Source organism: Bacillus sp. JAS24-2, from assembly GCF_008274905.1.
Classification (GTDB): Bacteria; Bacillota; Bacilli; order Bacillales; family Bacillaceae_G; genus Bacillus_A; species Bacillus_A cereus.
Map to the genome: position 1 here is coordinate 3,369,820 of NZ_CP031068.1, position 24,852 is coordinate 3,394,671.

A 24,852-nucleotide genomic window follows, 5' to 3' on the forward strand; every position below is an offset into this window, starting at 1 on the left:
CACATCTTGCTAAAATACCAATCCATTTATTCATAAATAAAACGATAGATTCATAACAGGTCATATCACGATTCCATCTTTAACACTATAATTATAGCGTTAAAGTTAAAAATATACAATATAAAATTTAAACTACGCATATGTCAGCTTGTAACTATCCATAATAACCCATATAAAACATAACAAGGAGTAAGCGAACAAATGGGGTCTTTTAATAAATGGATTCGTGGTGAAAAATCTTTTTCTACCAAAGAGCAAGCTAATCACACATTAAATAAATCTATCTCTTCTTCCCTTTCCCTTAATTTAAAGCACTTGTCCAAACTGTTTAGCGGTATTCCAGAATTAATAACACGCACTTTTCCATTAAAAAACGGACAGGAAGCTGCACTTATATATATGGAAGGACTTGTAGACAAAACTGTTATTAACGTAAACATTCTTCGTCCTCTCTTATTTAAAGAGTGGAATGAAGACGATTTTTGGGAAGCCTCTGTTTCTATCGGAGATATTAAAAAAGTTCAACAGTGGACAGACATTGAACAATCTCTTTTACACGGCAAAAGTATTTTATTTATAAACGGGCAACTATCCGCTTTAGAGCTTGATACGCAAGCGGCACCAAAAAGGAGCATTGAAGAACCTACAACAGAGAGCTCCATAAAAAGCTCACACGAAGGATTTAATGAAGTAGCGAGCGACAGCCTTGCACTTATTCGTCGATATATTCCAAATCGCGAATTGAAAGTGAAGGAATTCACTGTTGGTGAACGAGCTACTTCAAAGGTTTTTTTGCTTTATCTAGCAGATGTTGCGAACGAAAATGTCGTAAAAGAAATGGCATCCCGTATCGAGTCAGTAAAAGTTGATGCGATTCTTACTACTGGTGAATTAGAGGGATTTGTTGAAGATAATTCCTTTACTCTCTTTCCGCAATTATCAATAACTGAACGCCCTGACACAACAGCACATCATATTCTAGATGGGCGAATTGCCGTTATTGTAGATCGCTCACCAGGCGTATTAATAGGACCTATGACCTTTTCATCCTTTTTTCAGACGATAGATGATTACAGCTTCAGACCTATGATTCCATCTTTTATACGACTCCTTCGTTTCACTGGACTATTTATTGCAATATTTGCTCCTGCTCTTTATATTGCTATGATTTCCTTTCATTATGAAGTAATTCCACTTAAATTATTGTTAACAATTGGAGAATCTCGAGCCAAAATTCCTTTTCCGCCTATATTAGAAGCACTTTTGATGGAATTAGTACTTGAAATGCTACGCGAAGCTGCAGTTCGACTTCCCGGTCCCGTCGGACAAACAATTGGCGTCGTAGGAGGGATTGTCATTGGACAAGCTGCAGTTCAAGCAGGAATCGTAAGTAATGTTATGGTTATCGTCGTATCTATTACCGCAGTCGCTTCTTTTATCATTCCCAATCTGGAAATGTCAGCAGGAGTTCGGATTCTTCGCTTTCCAATGATGATAATCGCTTCTTTATTCGGAGTCATTGGAATTATGGTTGGAATGTCAGTTATCATCATCCATATTCTTTCTATGGAATCACTTGGTGTTCCTTACGGTAGTCCTTTTTCTCCATCATTTGCTACGGATTTAAAAGACGTTCTTGTGCGTTTGCCATGGAAACTAATGAAGAAACGACCACTATCCCTTAACTTAAAACAAGAAAATCGACAACCGGATATAGAAGAAAAGGAGGAAGATAAGTGACAAAGCGTGTAAAGAGGGAGATTAGTTTATTTCAATACATTTTAACGATTAGTGGTGTTCAAGTAGGATTCGGTGTACTTACACTGCCACGTGAAGTGGCCCAAGGGGCGAATACAGATGGCTGGATGTCTATTATTATAGGATGCGCTATCACTACTTTAGTCAGTCTATGTATTGTAAAAATCATGGAGAAGCATCCTGGTTACCATTTACTTGATGTGCTAACTCGTTATCTTGGAAAATGGTTAGGAAGAGTAGGAATGATTTTTTGGATTTTATATGCTGTTCTTGCAGCGGTTTCTTTAATTTTTTCCCTCTTATACGTTATTCACATTTGGATTTTGCCTAGATCTCCAATGTTTTTAATCATGATGCTATTATCTATTCCAATGGTAATGCTCGCATGTAAAGGTGTTCTTATTATTAGCCGCTATGCTGTTTTTACTGTCTTATTTACACTCTGGATGCCATTACTATTATTTATCCCACTTAAAGATGGGCATTGGATTTATCTTCTTCCTCTCCTTAAAGAGGGATGGATACCAGTTTTCAACACAGTAAAATCAACTATTATTGCCTTTCTCGGATTTGAGTTTGCATTCGTCCTTTATCCTTACCTCAGTAATAAATCATCTGCAAAAAAAGGGATTGTTCTTGCGAATTTGATTACGCTATTTATTTATCTTCAAGTCACGTTTGTCTCTTTTGTTTATTTTAGTCCAGATGGTATAACAAAGTTTTTATGGCCGACTCTTTCTCTTGTTACACCATTTCACTTCTCATTTCTTGAGCGATTTGAAATTATCTTTTTGTCATTTTATCTCTTTATTATTTTTGATTCTTGCATTCCTTATATTTTTACTGCTTCAGATGGAATCAATCAATTACTTAACAAAAAAAGGAGTTCATTACCTATTTATGGTTTATTATTCGGGTGTATCTTCATCTTATTCTTTTATATCCCTTCCTCTTACCAAATAAGTGCGTTGCGAGAATTTTGGGGAACTGCAAGTTATTTTATCGTTTTTCTATTCCCGGTCGTATTTCTCTTATACATGACACTTTATCAGCATTGGAAAAGGAGAAGAGTTTAAATGAGGCGCTTTATTCATTTCACTATACTTTACTTTCTCATAACCTTTTTAACAGGCTGTGGAGATCGACTCGACTTAGAAAAACAATCGATTTCATTAATTTACGGCTTTGATGCAAAAGCAAAAGGAAAATTAATTGTGTACCACGTAAATCCTATTTTTAATGAAGACGTAGAAAAAAAGTACGAAACACATGAAGCGAAAGTACGTACACCTCGAGAAGCAAAAGCAACGTTTAATAGTTCAAGTGGCGGTTTAGTATCTACAGAAAAGTTACAGCTCATTTTATTTAGCACAAATTTTTTAAAACAAGAAGGGGCTATGCCTTACCTTGATGTTTGGTATCGTGATCCTAAAAACACTGGAAACATGCGCATGGTTGCAGTAGACGGTCCAATTTCTTCAGTTATATATAATAACTTTAAAGATAAGCCTGCCCTTCCCGAGTATTTAACAGATTTAATTAATACGAACAAACTGTACAATCGGACCGTTTTTACGACATTCCATGAATTTCACAGGCAAACGTTTAATAAAGGTATAACACCTGCTATTTCAGAAATAAAAAAAGGTAAAAAGGATGTTATCGTTACTGGTTCCGCGCTATTAACTTCTCGCGGAATTTATAAAATGTCATTAAATCGTTATGAAAGCGCCCTTCTTCTTTTGTTACAAAAGAAAGCGAATACACCGGTTTCGCTTACATTGAAAATCCCTTCTACTTCAGTTGAAAGTAATAGTGATTTAAAAGATACCGATGGCGGCGATTTCGTAACAATAAATGTTCTTAGCATGGATCGTGATATCCATACAGATTATAGCGATAACCACTTCAAATTTCATGTTAAAATGGATTTGAAAATTGCTGTCTCTGAACTTACATTCAATATGGATATAGACAAAGATAGAAAGAAATTAACTTCTCTTATTACAAAACAACTAAACAAAGATTTGAACGATTTAATCCACAACATTCAAAAACAGCAACTTGATCCATTCGGATTTGGTGATTATGCGAGAGCGTTTCAATATAAAGAATGGAAACAAGTCGAAGATGATTGGCCGAGTGCCTTTTCAAAAGCTAATGTGAAAGTGGCACCAACTATTAAAATTTTAGAAAATGGGATTATTAAATAGAAAAAACACGCTACTTGTTCTTATATGAATAAGTAGCGTGTTTTCATTTCCATTACAAGTATTATTTCAATGGACTATACTTTATTTCTATTTCTAACATTACTATGTTTTTTAGCATATACAAAATATATGAAAACCCCTATTATAATCCATGCCACAAAACTAATTAAAGTAAGCTTAGAAAGGTTCAATGCCAAATATATACAACTTACTATTGAAACGATAGGTAAAAAAGGTACTAGAGGGGCACGGAATGGCCTCTTCATATTAGGATGTGTCTTTCTTAATACAATGACAGCTATAGATACAAACACAAATGCTGTTATCGTTCCCATATTCACTAAATTAGCTAATAAATTCAAATCCACTAATCCCGCTAATAAAGCTGCTAGTATACCTGTAACCCACGTATTAAAAAATGGAGTTTGTAAACGTTTATGGACACTTGAAAGTCTTTTTGGTAACAGTCCATCTCGACTCATCGAGTAAGATACACGAACAAATGCAAACATAGCTACTAACAGAACTGTTGTTAGCCCTGCTATCGCTCCCACCGATAACAACCCAGCAATTCTATCTTCTCCTACAGTGCGCAACGCATATGCAACCGGATCAGCAACATTTAATTCCGTAAACGGAACCATTCCAGTTAGCACGAATGAAACACCTACATATAGAACGGTACAAATGAACAAGGAAACAAGTAGCCCAATTGGCACGTTACGTTGTGGACGCTTCACTTCCTCTGCGGCTGTTGCAACTGCATCAAATCCTAAAAAAGCAAAAAATACAGTAGCAGCGCCCCCTACCACACCGTGAAAACCAAACGGTAGAAATGGTTGCCAATTCTCTGGTCTTACATATTGTGTCCCTACAACAATAAATCCTACAATAACAGCCAGTTTAATAATAACCATTATATTATTAATTCGTGCACTTTCTTTTGCACCACGGCTTAATAAAAATGTAACAACTAAAATAATAAGAACTGCTGGTAAATCAATGATTCCACCCTTCCCCATTCCTGGTGCCGAAGCAAAAACCGTAGGAATGTGAATATTAAAACCTAGTAGCAATGACTGAAAATATGCTGACCAGCCTGCTGCAACCGCAGAAGTCGCTAATAAATACTCCAGCATAACACACCAGCCAACTATAAATGCAAAAATCTCACCTAGTGTCATATATGTATATGAATATACACTTCCCGAAACTGGAACTGTAGATGCAAATTCAGCATAACAGAAAGCTACACATGCACATATAATTGCCGCTAATACAAAAGATAATACAATCGCCGGACCAGCATGTTTCGCTGCTACAATACCAGTTAATACGAAAATACCTGTACCAATAATTGCTCCAATACCTAAAAGAGTTAAATCAATCGCTCCTAAAGTTTGATTCAATACTTTTTTCTTTTCTTCATCCATTGCTTTCTTTATGAAAAGACTCATTCTTTGAAACCTCTTTTTCAAGTTTATCTCTTACTTGTTACATTCTTTATTACTGTTCTATTTTAAAAATAAAAATATACATAGTTCACTTCCCCTATAGACTTAGTAACCCGTCTCAATAAAAACAGAAAAATCAATCTCTTTATACCGTATTGAATTTTCAAAATATTAACCATGCCAAAAAACCATTAAGAATGCTGATTGAATTTATCATACAATTAATTATATTGTCAATAATAAATCACTCAAAAATAATCGGCTGATTATGTATCAAATGTTATTTTTATACATAATTATTTTCTCAAAAACATTGTTGTTTTCCACCTTAATATTCATATGCATTTTATTACATTGATTTTCATACAATTTTCATTACATACAATGTAATGAAAATCATAATAACCTCAAATGAATTATTATTCAAAAATAATAATTCATTTGAGGTTATTTCACCATTTTAATACTAACAAAAAAGTGCAGATTTTCATCTGCACTTTTTTTATTCTTCCACTTCAGCTTCTGCACTACTATTTTCAAGATGCTCCTTCTGAGCTTCCTCTTGCAACTCTGCTGAAATCATCCCATAATAAAGTTCCGGATATAACCCAAATATTTGATATACACTTCCTAAAAACGGCATCAGAATCCCTCTTTTCTAAAGTTGTATTGCCACTTTTAAGGATTCCCTTTTCATTCACTATACATTCGTTTTTGGCGTTTCTTCTTCATCTTGAATACTTAATAAATTTTGCCATTTTTTATACGGAGCGCTATTTGGATCTACATATCCTTTCGCATGCGAGCGATCCCACAATTGTTTAATAAACATTTCTTTCTCTTTCTTTGCCACCATATCGGCACCTGTGCCGTAATAGTTCTGGAAATACAACTCGATTTCATCAAGGAATAGTCTTAATAATTCATCTGATGTTTCTTCTAACGTCGGATCATACTTCGCTTCACGGTCATACATTAAAATCATGTCTAAAAGATTGTGGACATGTTCTTTTCTAAGCCATCTTACATCTTGGGCTCCTAATACGAACGGATGTGTATATAAATGTCCACCTTGTATCATCGCCTTTTCTTGCTCTTCTTCAAATCGTGACAAGATGTTTTCATAAATAAACGGATTATGAAGCAATGCTCTGTGTAATTTATAACTTTCGCTTGAAATATTTTTTCCCATCGACTGAATTAAAAAGCTACGTCCCACACCGTTATATTGATACACAAACTGTCCATCAACAGCAACTAAACTAATCCAGCGATACATATATGCGTATAGTAATGCACGATTACATTTATCATAATCTAATTTTGTTTGAGTCGCATTCAAATCTGGCATAAAGGCTGGTAAGTGCCAATACTTATCTAAATGCGGCGTTAAACTAGATTTTTTACTATTTAATTTGTTTACACGGCGATAATACGATTGGAAATAGTCACCTTTATCATTCATAAATCCGTTTGAAATATGTCCTGATGATAATTTAGGAAAATCTTGCAGCGATAAGCCATAATGTGCTCGATAACAGATCACTTCAAATGGTGAAAAGGCTTCGTGTACTGTATCTTTTTCTTTAAACATTTCTTGAATCAATTCCTCTTGCAGCTCTTTCTTTAAAGAAGGATGTATACCCCAATATTGTAATTCCCTATGATGAGCAACTTTCGGAATGAACGGACTTGCTAAATGGAACAGGTCTTCAATTTTTTCACGCACGTATTCATCGCGATCACGTTTCTTATAATCTGCTTCTTTTCGCAACGCTTCAATAATATTCAATTCTAATTTATCACGATAGCGTACTTGCAGTTCGTCATAACAATAGCTCAGTATATGTTCGCGATAGAAATCCTCTACCTTTTTCGACTGAATCTCTTCTGTTTTCGCATCACGACAATATTCCCCGTACAAACTCATATAAATTTCCGCTGATATATCTTTCGGTAGTACACCTAAATTTAAATGTTGCTGCATATCTTGCCATATCTTTTCTTGCAGCTGTTCCTCAGCTAATACATATACATTCGTCGGGTTTGTTTTCCCTTCAAATTCCTTACTGCGCTTTTGGATTTCAAACAGTAAATTTTCACGTGTTTCATGTAAATTATCAAAAAATCTTTCCCAATATTGAATCATTTTATTAACTGCTTGATATAGCGATTGATATACAAGTTCTAATAGCATTTCTTTTCGATATTCATTTAATTTGTGTGCATATTGCGTTATGATGTCTTCAAATTCTCTTTTGAATAAACGTTGCTGATTATTAATCATTTTTCCAAACCAGCCTTGTTGTTGAGCAATTTCTACTCGGCGTACAGCCGTTACCGTTCCATCGATATTACCCACATTAAATTTTTTATCGTAGTTTTGAATTACATTTCGCTTTTGTTCATTATTTTCATGTAGTCGATTCATTTTTTCCACTAACTGCTTTCGAATTTCATATAACATAAAACGTGCTGCTACTGGGTGAACTGGATCTGTTTTCTTTAAAAACCATGTATTTAATTGATAGGACTGCCCTTCAGAACCACTTGGTGAAAAGCGGTCTGATTCAATCATGTCATATAAAAGTGTCGTTACATGTTCATGTACACGGCTCGGAATCGCATACGCATATAAACGAACCGCATGATCCACTCTTGCCACTTCACCTTTCATTTGTTCCATCATTTTCAGTTTCGCAGCTGAAATTTTACACTCATGTTGCAGACGATTTAATTCCTCATCTTTTTGCACCGTTCGTTGTACATAACTTTCTACAGCTTCTAAAAACAGTTTTGATTTCGCAACTCCGAGCTTACCACCCTCTGCTCCTTCACGTGTTTCATTGTACATTTGTCTATAGAAAATATGAGCTTGCTCTGGACGGGTAGCAAGATGTTCCAAGTCCTCTAAATAACTTTTACCTCTCTCCGGCTTTTCACGCTGCATCCCACGTTTTACATCTTGGTCATATCTTTGCTTCTTCTCTTGAAACAGTTGATCTAAATGAAGCCACGATTCATCTAAACCTTGTACAGCCCATTTTAAAGCACAATATTTTAACACATGCTCATACGGATAAATGAGTTTTGCCGTTCCTGCCCCGCAATATCGTCCTTTTCCGCTTGATTCTGCTAATTGCTGAATTTGATTGTCTTCTTGTGCAAAATGACTTGTGGACATCGGGCTAAATAACTGTAAATAAATTGTATTTGCCATCTGTTCCATATAATCTGATAAATTGTGTAAATGGTGTCCATGTAGGTTTTCATAATCGTATAAGAAACAATAATTGTACGGTAAATGATGTTGTTTAATTGTATGATTCGTTCTTCCGTCTTCATCTACTTGATCAGGGCGATACTCTAATTCAATTGTTACACCGCCGCGTTTTGATAATTCTCCAGTAGAACCGAGCGTAATAGCATGTAATTCTTTTAACGATGCATAGCCATTTGCTTGCACCGTTTCAAATTCTTTCGCGCTAACTGTTCTCGTCTTTACTAAAACATCCGGCATTAAAAACGCACCGCGTATTAAAATGTTATGATGCTGCAATTTCTTCCGAAGCATTTCACGTAAATATAATGCAATTTGCAGAAACATCCCTGAACCTGTTCCGCCTGCTAGTGATGTTACTATAATGACACGCACACCATATTCCGTTTGATCACTTGTAACCGGAAAAATTTTCTCGATTTCTTGCCAAAAAGACGTCAATTTATCTTCTTTCATCGCAGCACGTAACGCTAAACGTGAAATAACGCGTAACTGTCCTGCTCCTTCTGTTAATGGCTTATCAAGTATAGTCGGATCCATCGGAAACCACTCTGGGATCGTTGGATCTCCTGCAATATACTCCCTAGGCGTTTTACTAGAACTTGTTTGTGTCTTAAACTTTCGAATATGATCAAATTTACTTAATGTATTCACATCTGTATCAAATACGTGCATTGCTACCTTTTTTCGGCGCTCTTCAGGCAGTTTTTCATATATTTGATGCGTCACAGTACTACCGATTCCACCTAAACCAATTAATATTGTTGGAACTTGTAATGTCATGTGAACCACCTTCCTATTCTTGCTTGTTTGAAAAAAGGGAAAGAGAATGAATACTCCATCCCCTTCTTATCCCTACCTACTATTCACATTCGTACTTGTAAATCTCCTTACCATATCCTCTATCAATTAGTAAAAGTTCATTTGGATATAGTGTCTTATGTTCCATTCCTACTTCATCCTCTGTTATAAACATTCCATCAATAATCATTCCAACTACTTGTGATTCTTTCGCTACAAAGACAGATTTCGAACCTTTCTTCGCTATAAATGTAACGGATTGCACATTTTTTCTTTCTGCTCTAAATGGGATCCCAAAATAATGGTTCCACCATTTATTTCGAAGTAATTCTGGTTCAGATTGATATAGCCAATCTTTCGCTACCTCTTGATCCCATTCATAATACAGTAGTGCTTTCCGGTGAAATCTTGGCCGAACAATCCATCCTAAAACAATGATTCCTACTACTAACAGTAATAAAGTGATAGGAATGACAAACTTAAAAATAAGCACATATTTTTCATAAAACGGAGCATCTTGAATATGGAATGTTATGTTTTTCTTTACTTCTTGTAACTTTGAATCCTGCATTACGATGGTAGCTTCTACGGTGCCGGTATCTGTAAAATTAAATGTGTCGGAGTAATAGGGACGAGGATAAACATAGATTTGATTTCCATGTTGCTTTATTTCATAGTTGATTGATTGTTTAGATGTGACACCAGTAGATTTTAATAGTTTTTTTACAGCTTCTTCTGTCATCGACTTACCATCTAACTGTGGTTGTAAAACAAATGGTTTACTATTCTCTAAATTTGTCACTTTTTCTTCATAATCTTTTGTAACAGTTTGAAGTGATAATTTCGGTTTCTCAGCTGTTTCAATTTTAAATTCTTTCGTCTGTCTATAAAACCCCTTTATATTCATATGAACTTTCCCGCGTACTAACCCTTTACCAAGCTTCGTTTCGTAATAAAACACATGCCTTTTATCGTTCCACTTCATTGCATATTGTTTTCCGTCTATTTCTACTTCTGCCTGAAAGTAAGAAGACTGAACTGGCAACTCCGTAGGCCTTGCTTCAATAACAGCTGTCACACCTTCATACATTTCCTCAACATTTTTTCTATCCTTATCCTCTTTGTCATAAGTAGAAACAGTATAATTAAGTGCCGGTTCGACTAGTACTTGTAACCCTTCTTTCTCAATATCTCGGTCCACTTCTATCGTATAAGTTCCTGGTTTAATAACTTCCTCATTTTCCGTACTTATATGAACTATATTTCCGAACAACTTTGCTTCTCCTGGTGCATGTATGGAAAAAGAAGATTGTAATTGTAATGGTTTAGAAATTTGTGTGACCTGATAATCGGGCAGAGAAGGCGATTGTCGTACAAGCGTCATACGCTTTAACGGAAACGGTGTTGTAATCTCTACTCTTTTCCCCACTACTTTCGTTTTTACAATCGATTCAACAGAGGAGAATGGATCACGATTTGCAACTAATGCTGCCACTTGATTTACACTTTTTACAATGCCATCTTCTCCGCTTGACGGCATCGTAACACCATTTATCTCTTTCTTCCATATTTCCTTGAACGTATTTAGTTGTTCTTTTTCTTGTTGTCCTAAATCTTCTTCCATCGTAATTAAGACTGGATGTAACGATATCTTTTTTGCATCCATTTCTTTCTTAAACTGGGCTAATTTCCGCAAAATTTGTTCTTTTCCGCCAACCTTATCTTTCTCTAAATCATTAAATGCCCCGTCAGTTAATACAATAAGCCAAAATTCACGTTTTCCATCTATATCTGCTTCCTTTTTTATAGATTGCATCGCCGTTTCTACCGCGCTAAATGGAGTATTTAAATACGTTTTCCATGCTCCAATTCCCTCAATTTCTGTTTGCCTTTTATCCTTCGTTAACGAAATGTTTAATGGCTCATTCGGCTTACTCATTGGAACGTAAGAAAATTTATCTTTTTCATCCAATAGCGCAACTAAACTTTGCAAAGCATAATTGGCATATTTCCAGCGATCGTTATTTCTCATGCTGCCCGAATCGTCATATACAAGTGAAACGACCCTTTCCTTTGCCTCCTCTCCTTTTGCAAAAGCTGATAAAGGTAAACATATAAATAGAAACAACATGAACGTGGCACAAATTCGGATTTTCATGATGAGGCTTCGCCACCTTTGTAGACAAATTCCTATGTTTAAATTTATGAGAGGAAACAAGATATATGACTTGTATTTTAGGACAACGAACCCAGCATAATTTTATTATGTAAACAGTTATAAGAACTGAATATTATTCCTTCTAGCGTTTTCTATCCGATACTATAAGTAAAAAAGTCTGTTTTAAGCTCCACACTTAAAACAGACTTTTCCTACTTTTCATTTTAAAAACACATAACAAAAAGTTTGATTTTTGACTTAACACATCACTTCTATTGTAAATCCACCAGGTGCTTCAACGTAAAACGTATACGCATGGACATGCTTAGGAGGCTCGACCAAAAATCCATCTTCCTTCAATCTTTGATTTATCTTATCTACTTGTTCTTCACTTTCTTGTGGAAATCCTACGTGAAATGTTTTTGGATACTGAACTTCTTTTCCTTTCATTAAAGTTAGTATAAATCCATCATTATCACGCATAACTGCAAAGGCATTCCCTCTTGTTCCACTACAAATTAGACCAAAATACTTCTCTAAAAACTCTCTAGCTGCTGTTACATCTGTAACTGTTAAATTAAGATGTTTAATTCCCAATCCTTCACCTTCTTTCTCAATTTTCTAATATTTTATCATACAAATAAAAAACACGCCTTCCACAGCGTGTTTCATTGCTTTACATACACTTCAACAATCGGATTCTCTTTATTATCCGCATGCAAGCGTATATTCTCTTCACTTGTATTATAAATACTAGCTAATAACATTATCGTTAACACATTAGGTGTCTTCGCATCACTTCCGTATTTTCTCTCAAGCGCTTCCTTATATTCAAAATCTAAATCCCCCTGCACATATGTATACACTTCAAAACCATCTTCTAAATTGCAAACTACTGTATCAATAATATCTGTCCCTACTTGCTTCTTCATTTCCTCTCGTAACGCTTCAATAAAATCTTCCCATGGTACTTCGTATGTCTGAAACTGATCTGTAGATTTCATGCCTTTTCCTCCTTATATATCCTCTTCTTATATTTCCCCTTTCCTATAACAATTATGATAGATAGGGCATTCGTACAAGCCGCACTTGTCCCCCTTACATATCGTATTACTGTAATGCGGAAGGAGGAAAGAATATGCATAGACAAAAATGTTATGATACATGCCAACGTTATTTCGGAAAAGTTGTTCGGATTGAAGACCGTGATGGCCGTATACATTTAGGTAAAATAATCGATGTGACACAAAACTCTGTATGGATCGAACCAGTGCAACAGCGCTCATCTTTTGATTCAGGGTTCGGATACTACGACGCTTATGCAAACGGTGGTTGTGACCTTTGTGGAGGCCTTAGCAGGTGTGATAGTTGTGGATTCGGATGCGGTGGTGGATTCAGCAGCTGCGGATGTGGTGGTCGTGGTTGTAGTAGTTGTGGTTGCGGCGGCTGGGGAGGCGGCGGTTGTGGCTGGGGTGTTGAACTCGGATTTGGTTTCATCTTCGGAATTACATTAGCTGCATTATTTTTCATTTAACATAGTAAAGAGTTGGCTACCTTTAGCCAACTCTTTTTCTTTATTTTTCACATATAAAAATACGATGCCCTAAAATGTGTTGGTACATAAGCCGTACATTTTCATGCTGTGCCCACGCCTCATATAACTCATTCGGAATATGTGAGGATACATTCCATTCTGGCTCTTCTACATAGCCAGAGATCGTTTCTGCAATCGTGCCACCACCCGCAATTGTAATTCTTTTAAAATTTGCTTTCTGAAATAATTGTACCCACTCATTCTCAGTTAACAGTTCTTTCATGCCATATAATTGGGCGATTTTTTCTTCCTCACCCTTATCAATGTGCCTATCAATAATCATTTCAATGACAACAAGCTTACCGTCCTGCTGTAATACACGATAACACTCCGAGATAACCCTTTCTTTGTCTGTAAAAGCGATGATTGATTCTCCAAGTACGAACTCAAATGAGTTATTCAAACACGGTAAATGCTCTACATTTCCTTCAATTAATTGTATATCTAACCCTTCAAACAACCATCTATCTTTTGCCTTTTGAATCATAATTTCATTCTTTTCAACCGTTGTTACTTTATAGCCAAATTCCCTTGTCATATATGCCGCTGTTTTCCCCGTACCGCAACCTATCTCAAGGACGTTCGCTCCATATTTAAAAGGCAGTTGTGCTAACAATTGTTTTGTTAAAGTAAAGCCACCAGGATGAGCACTTCCTATTCCGTAATAAGCTAGGAAATCGATGTATGTGTTTCGTTTCATGGGATTCTCCCTTTTTTATTTTATATATTCGAGCACGGAAGAAAAGTGCATAGAAAAAAGGGCGTATTGTACGCCCCTCATCTTACTTATCCTCTGTAATATATGCCCATTTATAGCTGTAGTCTCCACCAACTGGATGGTGAACAATACCTTTTACTTTCTGTCTTTGAACGATAGCATCACCACGTTGATATAATGGTGCAATTACAGCATCATCAAGTAATATTTTCTCAGCTTTTAGTAAGCTATCCCAACGTTCTTTCGTTTTCGTTAATAGCTCGCCTTTACCTTTTTCTACAATTTCATCATATTTTGGATTTGAATATCCAGTTTGGTTATGAGGACCATTTGTAACGAACATATCAATGAATGTCATTGGATCTAAGTAGTCAGGTCCCCAACCAGCGTAAGATAAATCATAATCTAAATCTGATTCTAATTTTAATTTTTGTTTAAACGGTTGATTTTTCAAGTTCACTGTTAACCCTGGTAAGTTTTTCTCAAGTTCTCCTTTTAAGAATTCTCCTACTTTCTTCGCATTATCGCTATCGTAGTTTAATAGCTCAATCGTTACTTGCTCTTTTCCAAGTTCTTTTTTCGCTTTTTCCCAATGCTCTTTTGCTTTTTTCACATCTGTTTTTAAAATATCTCCATTTTCTTTACGGAAGTCTTTTCCATCTGGACTCTTAGCAAATTCTTTTGGTACTAAGTAATCTGCTGGTGTAGATCCGTCATTTAAAATAACGTTCGTTAAGCCTTTTTTATCATATGCCTTTGCAATCGCTAAACGTAAATCTTTGTTCTTTAATACTGTATCTTGCCCACCACGTTTTTGGTTTAAACGTAAGAAGAACGTTGATGGTGTTTTTTGTGTATAAAAGTCTGGATTTGATTTATATTTGTCAACCATTTCAGATGTAAGTCCCGCACGATCGATTTGTCCGCTTTCATATAAGTTTACACGTGTACCGCTATCTTTTACTACGTTAAAGTTGATTTCATCTAACTTAACTGTTTTATTATCCCAATATTGTGCATTTTTCTTTAATTTCCATCCTTCTTCATGTTTCCAGTCTGTTAATGTAAATGGTCCGTTGTATAACGTTGTATCTGCTTCTAAACCGAATTTTTCACCTTTTTCTTTTACGAATTTTTCATTTAACGGATAGAATGTTCCGAATGAAGTTAATTCTACAAAGTAAGGAACTGGATTTTCTAATTCTACCTCTAATGTGTAATCATCTACAGCTTTTACACCTAACGTATCAAGTGGTGCTTTCCCATCATTAATTGCTTTTGCGTTCTTTAAATCAAACATAATGTATGCATATTCCGCTGCTGTATTTTTATCTACCGCACGTTTCCAAGCAAACACGAAATCCTTCGCTGTTACAGGGTCTCCATTTGACCATTTTGCATTTTTATTTAATGTAAATGTATACTTTTTACCATCATCACTCTTTTTATATGATTCAGCAACTCCTGGTGTTGCTTTATTATCTTTATCAAGTCGATATAAACCTTCCATTACGTTGTTTAAAGCTAGAAACGATACTTGGTCTGTCGCTTTAGCAGAGTCCATAGATGGAATCTCTTGAGACTCTGTTAAATTAAGCACTTGCTTCGCCGCTAGCTTTCCGCCTTCTTTTTCACCACTTTTCGGTGTTGTGCTTGCCTTCTCTTTATCTCCTGATCCAGAGCAAGCTGTTAATGCCATACTCATTACTAAAACTGGTGCTACGACCGCTGTCAATTTTTTCATCTTTTTTCTCTTCATTTTTTGTACCCTCCCCAATTATATGTACGATATTAACATTTAGAATTTCTCTACTAACTTTCGTTATCAGAAAATTCTTATTAATTAATATTCTACTATTTTTTAAAATTTTGTAAAGTATTTTTGTAAATTTTCTAAATATTTATTTTTTTATTATAGTAACTTGTTGTTTTAACTACTATATGAATTATCCCCGTCTACTATATGTAAACATCCCTCCCCTTATTCCACTCTATTACTACGTTCTATATTTTTCTTATTAGCATGAGGTCTCTTACTATCATCTGTCTTACTACTTACTGACCTCTCTAAATCCCTCCGATAGAACCTTCCTAATTACCTACCCGATTCTCAATAGGCTAACGAGATTTATTCCCTTATACATACTAAAAAGCATTTCAAAAGCAGCTCAGCCACTTTTGAAATGCTTTCACTTTATTTTTTTCCGCCATCCTCAGTTACATACGCCCACTTAAAGCTATATTCTGGACTGATGTTATGTTTCACAATTCCTTTTACATTCGGTTTCATTACATACGATCTTCCTGTTTGATATAAAGGAACTAACCCTGCATCTTCTTCAAGGAATAATTTTTCAGCTTTCCCTAACGTTTCCCAGCGTTTTTTCGCATCACTCATTAATTCATTACCTGCTTTTCCTACCATTTCATCGTATTTTGGATTTGAATAACTCATTTGGTTGTACGGGCTCTTCGATTCAAACATATCAATAAATGTCATTGGATCCGCATAGTCTGGACTCCAACCTGCATAAGAAATTTCATAATCTTGCGCAGTTTCTAATTTTAATTTTTGTTTGAACGGCTGAATTTTCGTATTAATCGTTACACCTTTTAAATTTTTCTCAATTTGATCTTTTACATAGTCAGCAATCTTTTTCGCAGTTCCATCATCATAGCTTAGCAATTCAATTGTAACTTGATCTTTTCCAAGTTCTTTTTTCGCTTCTTCCCACGCTGCTGCTCCTTTTTTTGGATTATATTTCAGACCATTTTTAAATGTATCTTGATAATCTTTACCATCTGGACCTGTCGCAAGTCCTTTTGGAACCAATTGATCTGTTGCTTTTGATCCATTATTTAAAATTACATTCGCCAATCCTTTTTTATCAACTGATAATGCAATTGCTTCACGAAGTTTTTTGCTCTTTAAAGGCGTATCTTGTCCGTTACGTTTTTGATTTAAACGTAAGAAGAATGTACTTGATTCCGCATACTCACCATATTCTTCTTTGTTCGATTTATATTTATCTACAAACTCTCCTGATAGTAATGTAAAATCAATTGATCCTGTATCATATAAGTTTACTTTCGTTGCAACCTCTTTTACTACACTATAGTTAATTTCTTCTAATTTCACAGTCTTTTTATCCCAGTACTTATCATTTTTCTTTAGCTGCCAACCTTGTTCATGTTTCCATGAAGACATAACGAATGGACCGTTATACACAGTTGTATCTGCTTCTAAACCGTACTTATCACCTTTTTCTTTTACGAATTTTTCATTTAATGGATAGTATGATGGGAATGCTAATAAATTTAAGAAATACGGTACCGGTTTTTCTAATTCTACTTCTAGCGTGTAATCATCTACCGCCTTCGCTCCTAATTCAGTTACAGGTTTTTCTCCTTTATTAATCGCTTCTGCATTTTTAATATAGTAAGCAATAAATGCATATTCTGCCGCAGTATCCTTATCAAGTAAGCGCTTCCATGCGAAAACGAAATCTTTCGCTGTTACAGGATCACCATTTGACCATTTTGCATCTTTTCGCAGTTTAAACATATACTTTTTACCATCTTCACTTTTCGTACTAGACTCTGCCGCAGCGGGAATTGGCTTATTATCTTTATCAAGGCGATATAGGCCTTCCATCGTGTTCCCTAAAATTTGCGAACCTAATGTATCAGTAGATTTAGAAGTATCCATCGTCGGAATTTCTTGGTTTTCCGTACGATTTAATACTTGTTTCGCTGCATATTTAATATCAGATTTTTTTTCTTCCCCACTATTTGATGTAGTAGTCGTTTTCTTTTCCCCACCTGACCCAGAACATGCTGTCAATGCAACACTCATCGCTAAAACTGGTACTACAACTGCCGTTAACTTTTTCATCTTTTTTCTCTTCATTTTTGTACCCTCCCTAATTATATGTACATTACCAATCCTTGAGAGACCCCTTACTAAAGATTTATTTTTCAGAAAATTACAACTAATGTTATTCTACTCTTTTTTTCGTATTTGTAAATAGTTTTATTTTAAATATTCTGATTTTTTTAATTTAGTAGGATTTATCCCCCATCTACTATATGTACATACTATACACCTTATTCGCCTCTATTTAACCACACTAAAAATTAGTATTTTAAGCTCACAAAAAAAGCATTTAAAAGTAGCTAAGCCACTTTTAAATGCTTTTTCAACTCTATTATTTTTCAGTCACATATGCCCACTTAAAGCTAAATTCTGGACTGATATTATGTTTTACTACTCCCTTTACATTTGGTTGTAAAACATAAGAATCTCCTCGTTGATATAAAGGTACAATCGCTACATCTTCTTCAAGTAATGTTTTTTCAGCTTTTCCTAACTCTTCCCAACGTTTTTTCGCATCGCTCATTAATTCCGTTCCAGCTTTTTTCACCATGCCGTCATATTTAGGATCAGAGAAGCTCATTTGGTTATGAGAATGTCCAGTCTCAAACATATCTAAGAACGTCATTGGATCTGCATAATCCGGATTCCATCCGCCATACGAAATATCATATTGTTGTTCAGTTTCTAATTTTAGTTTTTGCTTAAATGGTTGAAGTTTAATATTAACTGTTACACCTTTTAAGTTCTTCTCAATTTGGTCCTTAATATATTCTCCAACTTTTTTCGCATTACCAGTATCGTAGTTTAAGAATTCAATCGTAACTTGGTCTTTTCCAAGTTCTTTTTTCGCTTCTTCCCAAGCTGCAGCCGCTTTTTTAGCATTTGGTTTCAAACCGTTTTTAAACGTCTCTTGGAAATCTTTACCATCCGGTCCAGTTGCTAATCCTTTTGGCACTAAGAAGTCAGCTTCTTTTGATCCATCATTTAAAATTACATTTGCTAAATTCTTTTTATCAATTGATAACGCAATTGCTTCACGTAATTTTTTGCTCTTTAATGGCGTGTCTTGTCCATCACGTTTTTGGTTCATACGAATGAAATACGTACTTACTTGTGAATATGTGCCAAATTCATCTTTCTTGCTTCTATATTTATCAACGAACTCTCCATTTAATAAAGCAAAGTCAACTTGACCGCTATCATATAGATTGACTAAAGTCGCAGCCTCTTTAACAACACTAAAGTTAACTTCTTCCAGTTTCACAGTCTTTTTATCCCAATATTGATCATTTTTCTTTAATTGCCATCCTTGTTCATGCTTCCAATCTTTAAGAACGAACGGTCCGTTATAGACAGTTGTATCAGACTCTAAACCGAACTTCTCGCCCTTTTCTTTAACGAACTTTTCGTTTAATGGATAATATGATGGGAATGCTACTAAGTTTAAGAAGTACGGTACTGCTTGCTCTAACTCAACTTCAAGCGTAAGATCATCTACTGCTTTTACTCCTAATTCAGTTACAGGTTTTTCTCCTTTATTTACTACTTCTGCATTTTTAATCGGGAATGCGATAAATGCATACTCAGCAGCTGTTTTTGGATCTAATAGACGTTGCCAAGCGTATACGAAATCTTTCGCAGTTACTGGATCTCCATTTGACCATTTTGCATCTTTGCGTAGTTTGAACGTATATTTTTTACCATCTTCACTTTTCGTGCTAGATTCTGCTGCTGCTGGAATCGGCTTATTGTCTTTATCAAGACGATATAACCCTTCCATCGTATTACCTAGCATTTGTGAAGATACTGTATCAGTTGATTTTGAAGAGTCCATCGTCGGAATCTCTTGTGTTACTGTTCGATTTAGCACTTGTTTTGCTGCTAATTTTTCCCCTGACTTACTATCTCCACTAGAGCTAGAATTTGTGCTTGTCTTCTTATCTCCACCTGATGTAGAACATGCTGTTAACGCCATGCTCATTGCTAAAACCGGTGCTACAACTGCTGTTAGTTTTTTCATTTGTTTCTTTTTCATTTTGTACCCTCCCTAATTCTTAACGATAGCTATTAAAGAATTTTCTGATAATTCTGTTTTTCTCTATATATTTATCAGACGATTCTTACTAATTCTTATTCTACTAATTTTTTAATTTTTGTAAAGTATTATTATTGAAAATTTTTAAAAAATTATTTTTTTACAGTAATATTCATAAAAATGCCATATGTTGTTCAAACCTTATTTCGCATTCATACACATTTGTTGTTTTAATCACTTTCATCTCATTTACCACTTGAATACTTGTTAATTATTGCTAATAAATAATGCATATATCTAAAAACATCTTTTCTACAAAAATAAAAAAGCAGACATTTCGTCTGCTTTAATTCTCCTCAATTTGCTTTTCACTTAATCCTAGATGTGTTCTAAGAGTATTACTCAAACTCTGTAGATCTTTTTTATTAGGATTATAATAATATACACGTTGCCCGTTTGGGCCATTAGGTAAGTATAAATCATCACCAGCTAATTGTATTTTTTCAACTGAACCGTTTAAACCGTATTTATAAAAAGATAAAATATCATCCATTACTAAATTTGTTTTAAAATCACCATCAACCGCCTCAACTATTTTTTCTAACTTCGTAATCGATCCTACACTTTTTAATTTACTTAAAATCGCTTCAATAACAAGTTGTTGGCGTTGTCCTCTCATTGCATCACTATCAATATGGCGCGTTCTTGCTAGTGCAAGTGCTTCTTCCCCATTTAATTTTTGTAATCCTTTTTTCAAATGAATCGCATCAGGTTCATCTTTACTATTTTGCTCCGTAAATTCAACTGGGACATCCACTTCAATACCATCTAACCCATCAACAATTTTAGTAAAGGAACCAAAATTAAATTTCACAAAATAATCAACAGGCACCTGTAACAATTTTTCTACCGCTTCCACAGAAGCTTGCGGTCCTCCATCTTTACCATTTTTAACGAAACCACTTCCATATGCATGGGTTATTTTATCTTTTTTCTTTTCAACTGGAACATATGTATATGTATCACGCGGTATGCTCGTTAATTTCACTGTTTTATCGTCTTTATTAAAAGTCGCTAACAATAATGCATCTGTATGAAATGCACCATTATATTCCTTTTGTCGTTCTTGATTTTCATCAATTCCCATAATTAAAAGTGAAACATGATTTGCAATTGGCTTTACAGATTTCTCACGTAAATTGGATTTTTCACCTCGTGCTAAATTCAAATTAGATTTTTGTACAAGACTAGAAGTTTTCATATATACATAGGCTCCATAGCCAATTCCACCAAATAGTAATACCGCCAGTAGTAAACTTATTATCTTTTTCTTTTTATATTTTTGCTTATTTTTCTCTTCTCTTAAAGATGAATGATTCCCCATTTACTCTCCTCCTGTTTCTATTCATCCAATATGTTTTTCATTTTTTCATATTTAGCGCTATCCTTTTGAAACATACTTTCTTTCAATCCCTTATCTATTTGTATCCATTCAGTCGTAACTGAATATTGAATCAAGCCTTCTTGAAAACTAAGAAATTTCAACATAATCCCTGTATTTTTCTCCACAACCATTTCGAATTTCCCTCTTAAATCTTCAGAGGTGCTAACAGGCATCTCTATGTTTATAACTCCTTCAATTTTGTAACAATCTAATCCAAGATATTTCGTTTCTTTATAATTCCAATCTTTATATCGAATTAATAAATCTGCGAATTCTGATTGAATACTATATTTAGCTAGCCCTACATATTCATCATCATATCTCTTTTTCTCATCTGATTTTCTCACTACCCTTTCCGTAGGATTTAATTTTAATAGTTCATTGTTTCTTTCTTTCGGGTTCCATTTTGTCTCTTTATAGGTATACTTCTCATCATCAAACTCTTTTTTCTTGCCCTCGTTATATATAATTGTTCGTTTTTTGGCTAGTTTATCTTCTTTTGAAGAGATACCTCTTTGTTTCTCCGTATCAATCGCATACTTATATGTTGTAGCAATTCTTGATGAGCTAGAATATTCCTCAAATTGTCCTGAAATATTTTTAAAATAATCAATAGAATCTAGCATTTTTTGATGAATCTTTTCTTTATCTGGATAATGTACATTCGATTTTATTTCTTCTTCATTTTCATAATCAGAAAACGCTTTTTTCTTTACATATTCAAATACTCCACCCTTTTGCGCAAAACTTTGTATAGAAAACTCAGACATAGATACCACTGAAAGTATACAAACCGCTGCACTAATTATCATCATATGAATTTTGTAACTCTTCTTTTTTACCTGAAGATTATGTAGCGTGCCATTAATTTTTTCATTTAACTCTGGAGGTACTATAACATTTTCATCTTTTATTCTCTTTTTTAATTTCTCATCAAATAATTTTTCATTATCCATCCTTTACACCCCCTATTCCATCTTTAATCGTTTTTGTAGTTGTTCCCTCGCGCGTGACAATCTTGATTTCACTGTTCCTTTCGGTATTTCTAACAGCTTTGCTATACTCTCTTGATTCATGTCTTCATAGTAATAAAGCACCGTAACAGCTCTTAATTCTTCATGTAACGATTGAATCGCATTACACAAATCTATATCTTCATACTGATCACACGCACTCATATTGTAATCATTCTCTTCTGTCACAATTACATTTTTATACGCTCTAATAATATTGTTACACTCATTTATTAGTATTCGAATTAACCAAGTTTGAAAAAATTCTTCTTTTTTTAATTTTTTTATATTTTCATAGGCTTTTAAAATTGTTGTCTGTATCGCATCCTCTATATTTGTCTCATCACGTAACATCGCCTTTGCTATTCGATACATCTTCACTTTTTCTGTATGTATAAGCGCTATAAAGGCTTCATGATCACCTTTTTTCGCTAAAGAAACATCCGTTTCTTCTTTTATAATCATTTTATATAAAGGGATTACTTTCACAATCGCTCCTCCTGTTTCATCCTCACTTCATCACTTCCAATTTAACTTTACATATATTAGACGTATGAACCTAGAAAAAGGTTCACTTTTTTGAATATTTTTTTAATTAAAAAGATAAATATCCTTTATAAGGATGCAATAAACATACTAGTTTAAATTTACAAATAAAAAAAGCCCACTTTCTCAGTGGACTTTCTACTCTATAACGGTAAATCCCTCTTCCTAAATACTACAATCGCTACGATAAAAATACAAAGCGCTACAGCAGTTAAACTTATACTTACCGGCCATATATTATATGATCCTTCAGCAATTTCTTTCGGACGAAACAGCGTGAATAATGATAGGTTTTTCATCCATTCTAACTTATCACTTAACTTCCCTACCATATCCAATACGAAAAATAAGATAGTTAAACTCGCTGAATAACTTAGTGCTTTTCTTTCGTCATTACATATACAAGAAAAGAAAAATGAATAGGCACTAACGACTAAAAATATGAGCCCTCCGACTACATTTATCTTCAAAAATAATTCTTTATTTAAGTTATTATCCTCTAAAAACCATTCAGCACCTACTATACCCGCTACATACGTAACCGCTACAATAATCAGTAGTCCTAATATAAGAATAGCCGCTTGCGTAATTGCGATTCGTACTCTAGATACAGGCGTTGCTAGCAAGTATGCCATTGCTCCTTTATCTACATGACGAGCAATTAAATGTGTCGCAACTGTTACGCAAAAAATTGTTAAAATGATAATAAACAATAGACTATAGTATTCGCCCGCTAGAAAATCCATTACGTTTTGAATCGGACTTTCCATACCAACGATTTTTTTCACACTATCAGGCATGGCACCTATTAATTCATTTAGCCCTTTTGCTGATACCATTGACGGGAATATCCAAATTAATAACCACAGATATAAAGCTGCACCAGACGCATAACTCAAAATACTTTTTTGTGTTTCTTTCAAACTAGCTAAAAATAATTGCTTATTCATGCGTTATCCCTTCTTTCTTATCGTAATAATGCATAAATAAATGTTCTAAATCCATCGCTCTCGTTTGAAGTGCCGTTACATTGTAGTTTGAAAGTGTTTGTAAAACAGTTTGATAGTTTCCTTGTACAATGATAGATGCCTCTCTGCCTTTTACCGCTTCAAATTGCAAATTACACTTTGTAAGAGACTCAATCTCTTCTTGTGATGATACTGTTACATCTATCACCTGTCTTCTCATACTTTGTAAATCGTGAATATTTTCAACCGTTACGAGTCGACCATCTTTAATAATAGCTACTCTGTCACAAGTTCTCTCAATTTCAGTGAAAATATGCGAAGACATAAGAATTGTTTTTCCTCTTTGCTTTTCCTCTAATATTAAATCTATAAACACTTGCTGCATAAGTGGATCAAGTCCAGATGTTGGCTCATCTAAAATTAACACCTCTGGATCGTGCATAAATGCAGCGACTATCCCTACTTTTTGCTTCATTCCTTTAGACATTTTGCGAATCGGTGTTTTCACATCAAATTGCAGACGCTCTATCAGTTCATCTCGTCTTTTCGTATCCTTTAATCCACGCATTCCTTGCATTAATTTTAAAAACTCTAATCCGTTCATTCCTTCAATAAAAGAAATTTCACCCGGTAGATAACCAACTTCCCTTTGAATTTTCGCTGCTTCATTCCAACAATCTAATCCAAAAATTGTCGCTTTACCAACTGTCGGTTTTATAAATCCCATTAAATTACGAATCGTCGTTGATTTTCCGGCACCATTCGGTCCTAAATAACCAAATACTTCTCCCTCTTTTACATCAAATGTAATATGAAACAAACCTTTTCCATTCGAAAACTGTTTTGTGACATCTTGAACTGAAATCATAATTCCACCTCATTTTTTGAAATATTTAATGTGTGATATTTCAAAATCATTGTACTCCTCATCTTTCATATTCGCAACAACTTTTTGAAATATTTATCAGTCCATATTTCAAAATTGTTGTTTTC

19 protein-coding genes are annotated in these 24,852 nt (G+C 34.6%); 4 read left to right on the forward strand and 15 right to left on the reverse strand.

Going from position 1 to position 24,852, the window contains the following annotated elements; all coding sequences use genetic code 11:
- Positions 1–201 precede the first annotated feature (201 nt).
- From DN407_RS17360 to gerSC, 3 genes are read left to right on the forward strand one after another with little or no spacing between them, the layout of a single operon-like run.
- On the forward strand, positions 202–1,740 hold the full coding sequence (locus tag DN407_RS17360; RefSeq protein ID WP_098294648.1) for a spore germination protein: 1,539 nt from the start codon (positions 202–204) through the stop codon (positions 1,738–1,740).
- Positions 1,737–2,834, forward strand: a complete 1,098-nt coding sequence (locus DN407_RS17365; RefSeq protein ID WP_097796147.1) for an endospore germination permease — start codon at positions 1,737–1,739, stop codon at positions 2,832–2,834. The genes DN407_RS17360 and DN407_RS17365 overlap by 4 nt, the downstream gene beginning before the upstream one ends.
- Positions 2,835–3,971: a spore germination protein GerSC gene (gene gerSC, locus DN407_RS17370; protein WP_001252211.1), complete on the forward strand. Its 1,137-nt coding sequence runs from the start codon at positions 2,835–2,837 to the stop codon at positions 3,969–3,971.
- 74 nt (positions 3,972–4,045) lie between these two features.
- Here gerSC and DN407_RS17375 read toward each other — a convergent pair whose 3' ends face one another.
- From DN407_RS17375 to DN407_RS17400, 6 genes are all read right to left on the reverse strand, one after another.
- Complete coding sequence (locus DN407_RS17375; protein ID WP_000051665.1) at positions 4,046–5,428, reverse strand: APC family permease; 1,383 nt, start codon at positions 5,426–5,428, stop codon at positions 4,046–4,048.
- 499 nt (positions 5,429–5,927) lie between these two features.
- On the reverse strand, positions 5,928–6,068 hold the full coding sequence (locus DN407_RS17380; RefSeq protein WP_001116193.1) for a hypothetical protein: 141 nt from the start codon (positions 6,066–6,068) through the stop codon (positions 5,928–5,930).
- Between the two features lie 57 nt (positions 6,069–6,125).
- The gene (locus DN407_RS17385; RefSeq protein WP_149216521.1) at positions 6,126–9,488 is read right to left on the reverse strand and encodes a tubulin-like doman-containing protein; all 3,363 of its coding nucleotides are present in this window, start codon (positions 9,486–9,488) and stop codon (positions 6,126–6,128) included.
- 79 nt (positions 9,489–9,567) lie between these two features.
- On the reverse strand, positions 9,568–11,664 hold the full coding sequence (locus DN407_RS17390; protein WP_149216522.1) for a vWA domain-containing protein: 2,097 nt from the start codon (positions 11,662–11,664) through the stop codon (positions 9,568–9,570).
- A 258-nt stretch (positions 11,665–11,922) separates the two neighbouring features.
- Positions 11,923–12,261: a VOC family protein gene (locus DN407_RS17395; RefSeq protein ID WP_086410233.1), complete on the reverse strand. Its 339-nt coding sequence runs from the start codon at positions 12,259–12,261 to the stop codon at positions 11,923–11,925.
- Positions 12,262–12,332: 71 nt separating this feature from the next.
- On the reverse strand, positions 12,333–12,668 hold the full coding sequence (locus DN407_RS17400; RefSeq protein ID WP_000842888.1) for a hypothetical protein: 336 nt from the start codon (positions 12,666–12,668) through the stop codon (positions 12,333–12,335).
- 134 nt (positions 12,669–12,802) lie between these two features.
- Between DN407_RS17400 and DN407_RS17405 the strand changes: the two genes are divergently transcribed.
- Positions 12,803–13,198: a hypothetical protein gene (locus tag DN407_RS17405; protein WP_000554977.1), complete on the forward strand. Its 396-nt coding sequence runs from the start codon at positions 12,803–12,805 to the stop codon at positions 13,196–13,198.
- A gap of 40 nt (positions 13,199–13,238) precedes the next feature.
- Here DN407_RS17405 and DN407_RS17410 read toward each other — a convergent pair whose 3' ends face one another.
- From DN407_RS17410 to DN407_RS17450, 9 genes are all read right to left on the reverse strand, one after another.
- Positions 13,239–13,958 (reverse strand): class I SAM-dependent methyltransferase, encoded by a 720-nt coding sequence (locus tag DN407_RS17410; protein ID WP_000828247.1) that lies wholly within the window; start codon positions 13,956–13,958, stop codon positions 13,239–13,241.
- Between the two features lie 82 nt (positions 13,959–14,040).
- Positions 14,041–15,735: a peptide ABC transporter substrate-binding protein gene (locus tag DN407_RS17415; RefSeq protein ID WP_000823443.1), complete on the reverse strand. Its 1,695-nt coding sequence runs from the start codon at positions 15,733–15,735 to the stop codon at positions 14,041–14,043.
- Between the two features lie 435 nt (positions 15,736–16,170).
- Positions 16,171–17,886: a peptide ABC transporter substrate-binding protein gene (locus tag DN407_RS17420; RefSeq protein ID WP_141529098.1), complete on the reverse strand. Its 1,716-nt coding sequence runs from the start codon at positions 17,884–17,886 to the stop codon at positions 16,171–16,173.
- A 298-nt stretch (positions 17,887–18,184) separates the two neighbouring features.
- Entirely contained in the window at positions 18,185–19,888 is a 1,704-nt protein-coding gene (locus tag DN407_RS17425) for a peptide ABC transporter substrate-binding protein (protein ID WP_000730165.1), read from the reverse strand.
- Between the two features lie 346 nt (positions 19,889–20,234).
- Positions 20,235–21,272, reverse strand: a complete 1,038-nt coding sequence (locus tag DN407_RS17430; protein ID WP_000526726.1) for an LCP family protein — start codon at positions 21,270–21,272, stop codon at positions 20,235–20,237.
- 17 nt (positions 21,273–21,289) lie between these two features.
- A complete protein-coding gene (locus DN407_RS17435) occupies positions 21,290–22,288 on the reverse strand; it encodes an anti-sigma factor (protein WP_149216523.1) in 999 nt (332 codons plus the stop codon).
- Positions 22,289–22,300: 12 nt separating this feature from the next.
- Positions 22,301–22,834, reverse strand: coding sequence for an RNA polymerase sigma factor (locus DN407_RS17440; protein ID WP_000864723.1), 534 nt, complete (start codon positions 22,832–22,834; stop codon positions 22,301–22,303).
- 200 nt (positions 22,835–23,034) lie between these two features.
- The gene (locus DN407_RS17445; RefSeq protein ID WP_001041436.1) at positions 23,035–23,841 is read right to left on the reverse strand and encodes a DUF2705 family protein; all 807 of its coding nucleotides are present in this window, start codon (positions 23,839–23,841) and stop codon (positions 23,035–23,037) included.
- Positions 23,834–24,727 carry an ABC transporter ATP-binding protein gene (locus DN407_RS17450; RefSeq protein ID WP_149216524.1) on the reverse strand — a complete coding sequence of 298 codons (894 nt, stop codon included), beginning with the start codon at positions 24,725–24,727 and terminating at the stop codon, positions 23,834–23,836. The genes DN407_RS17445 and DN407_RS17450 overlap by 8 nt, the downstream gene beginning before the upstream one ends.
- Positions 24,728–24,852: the final 125 nt, after the last annotated feature.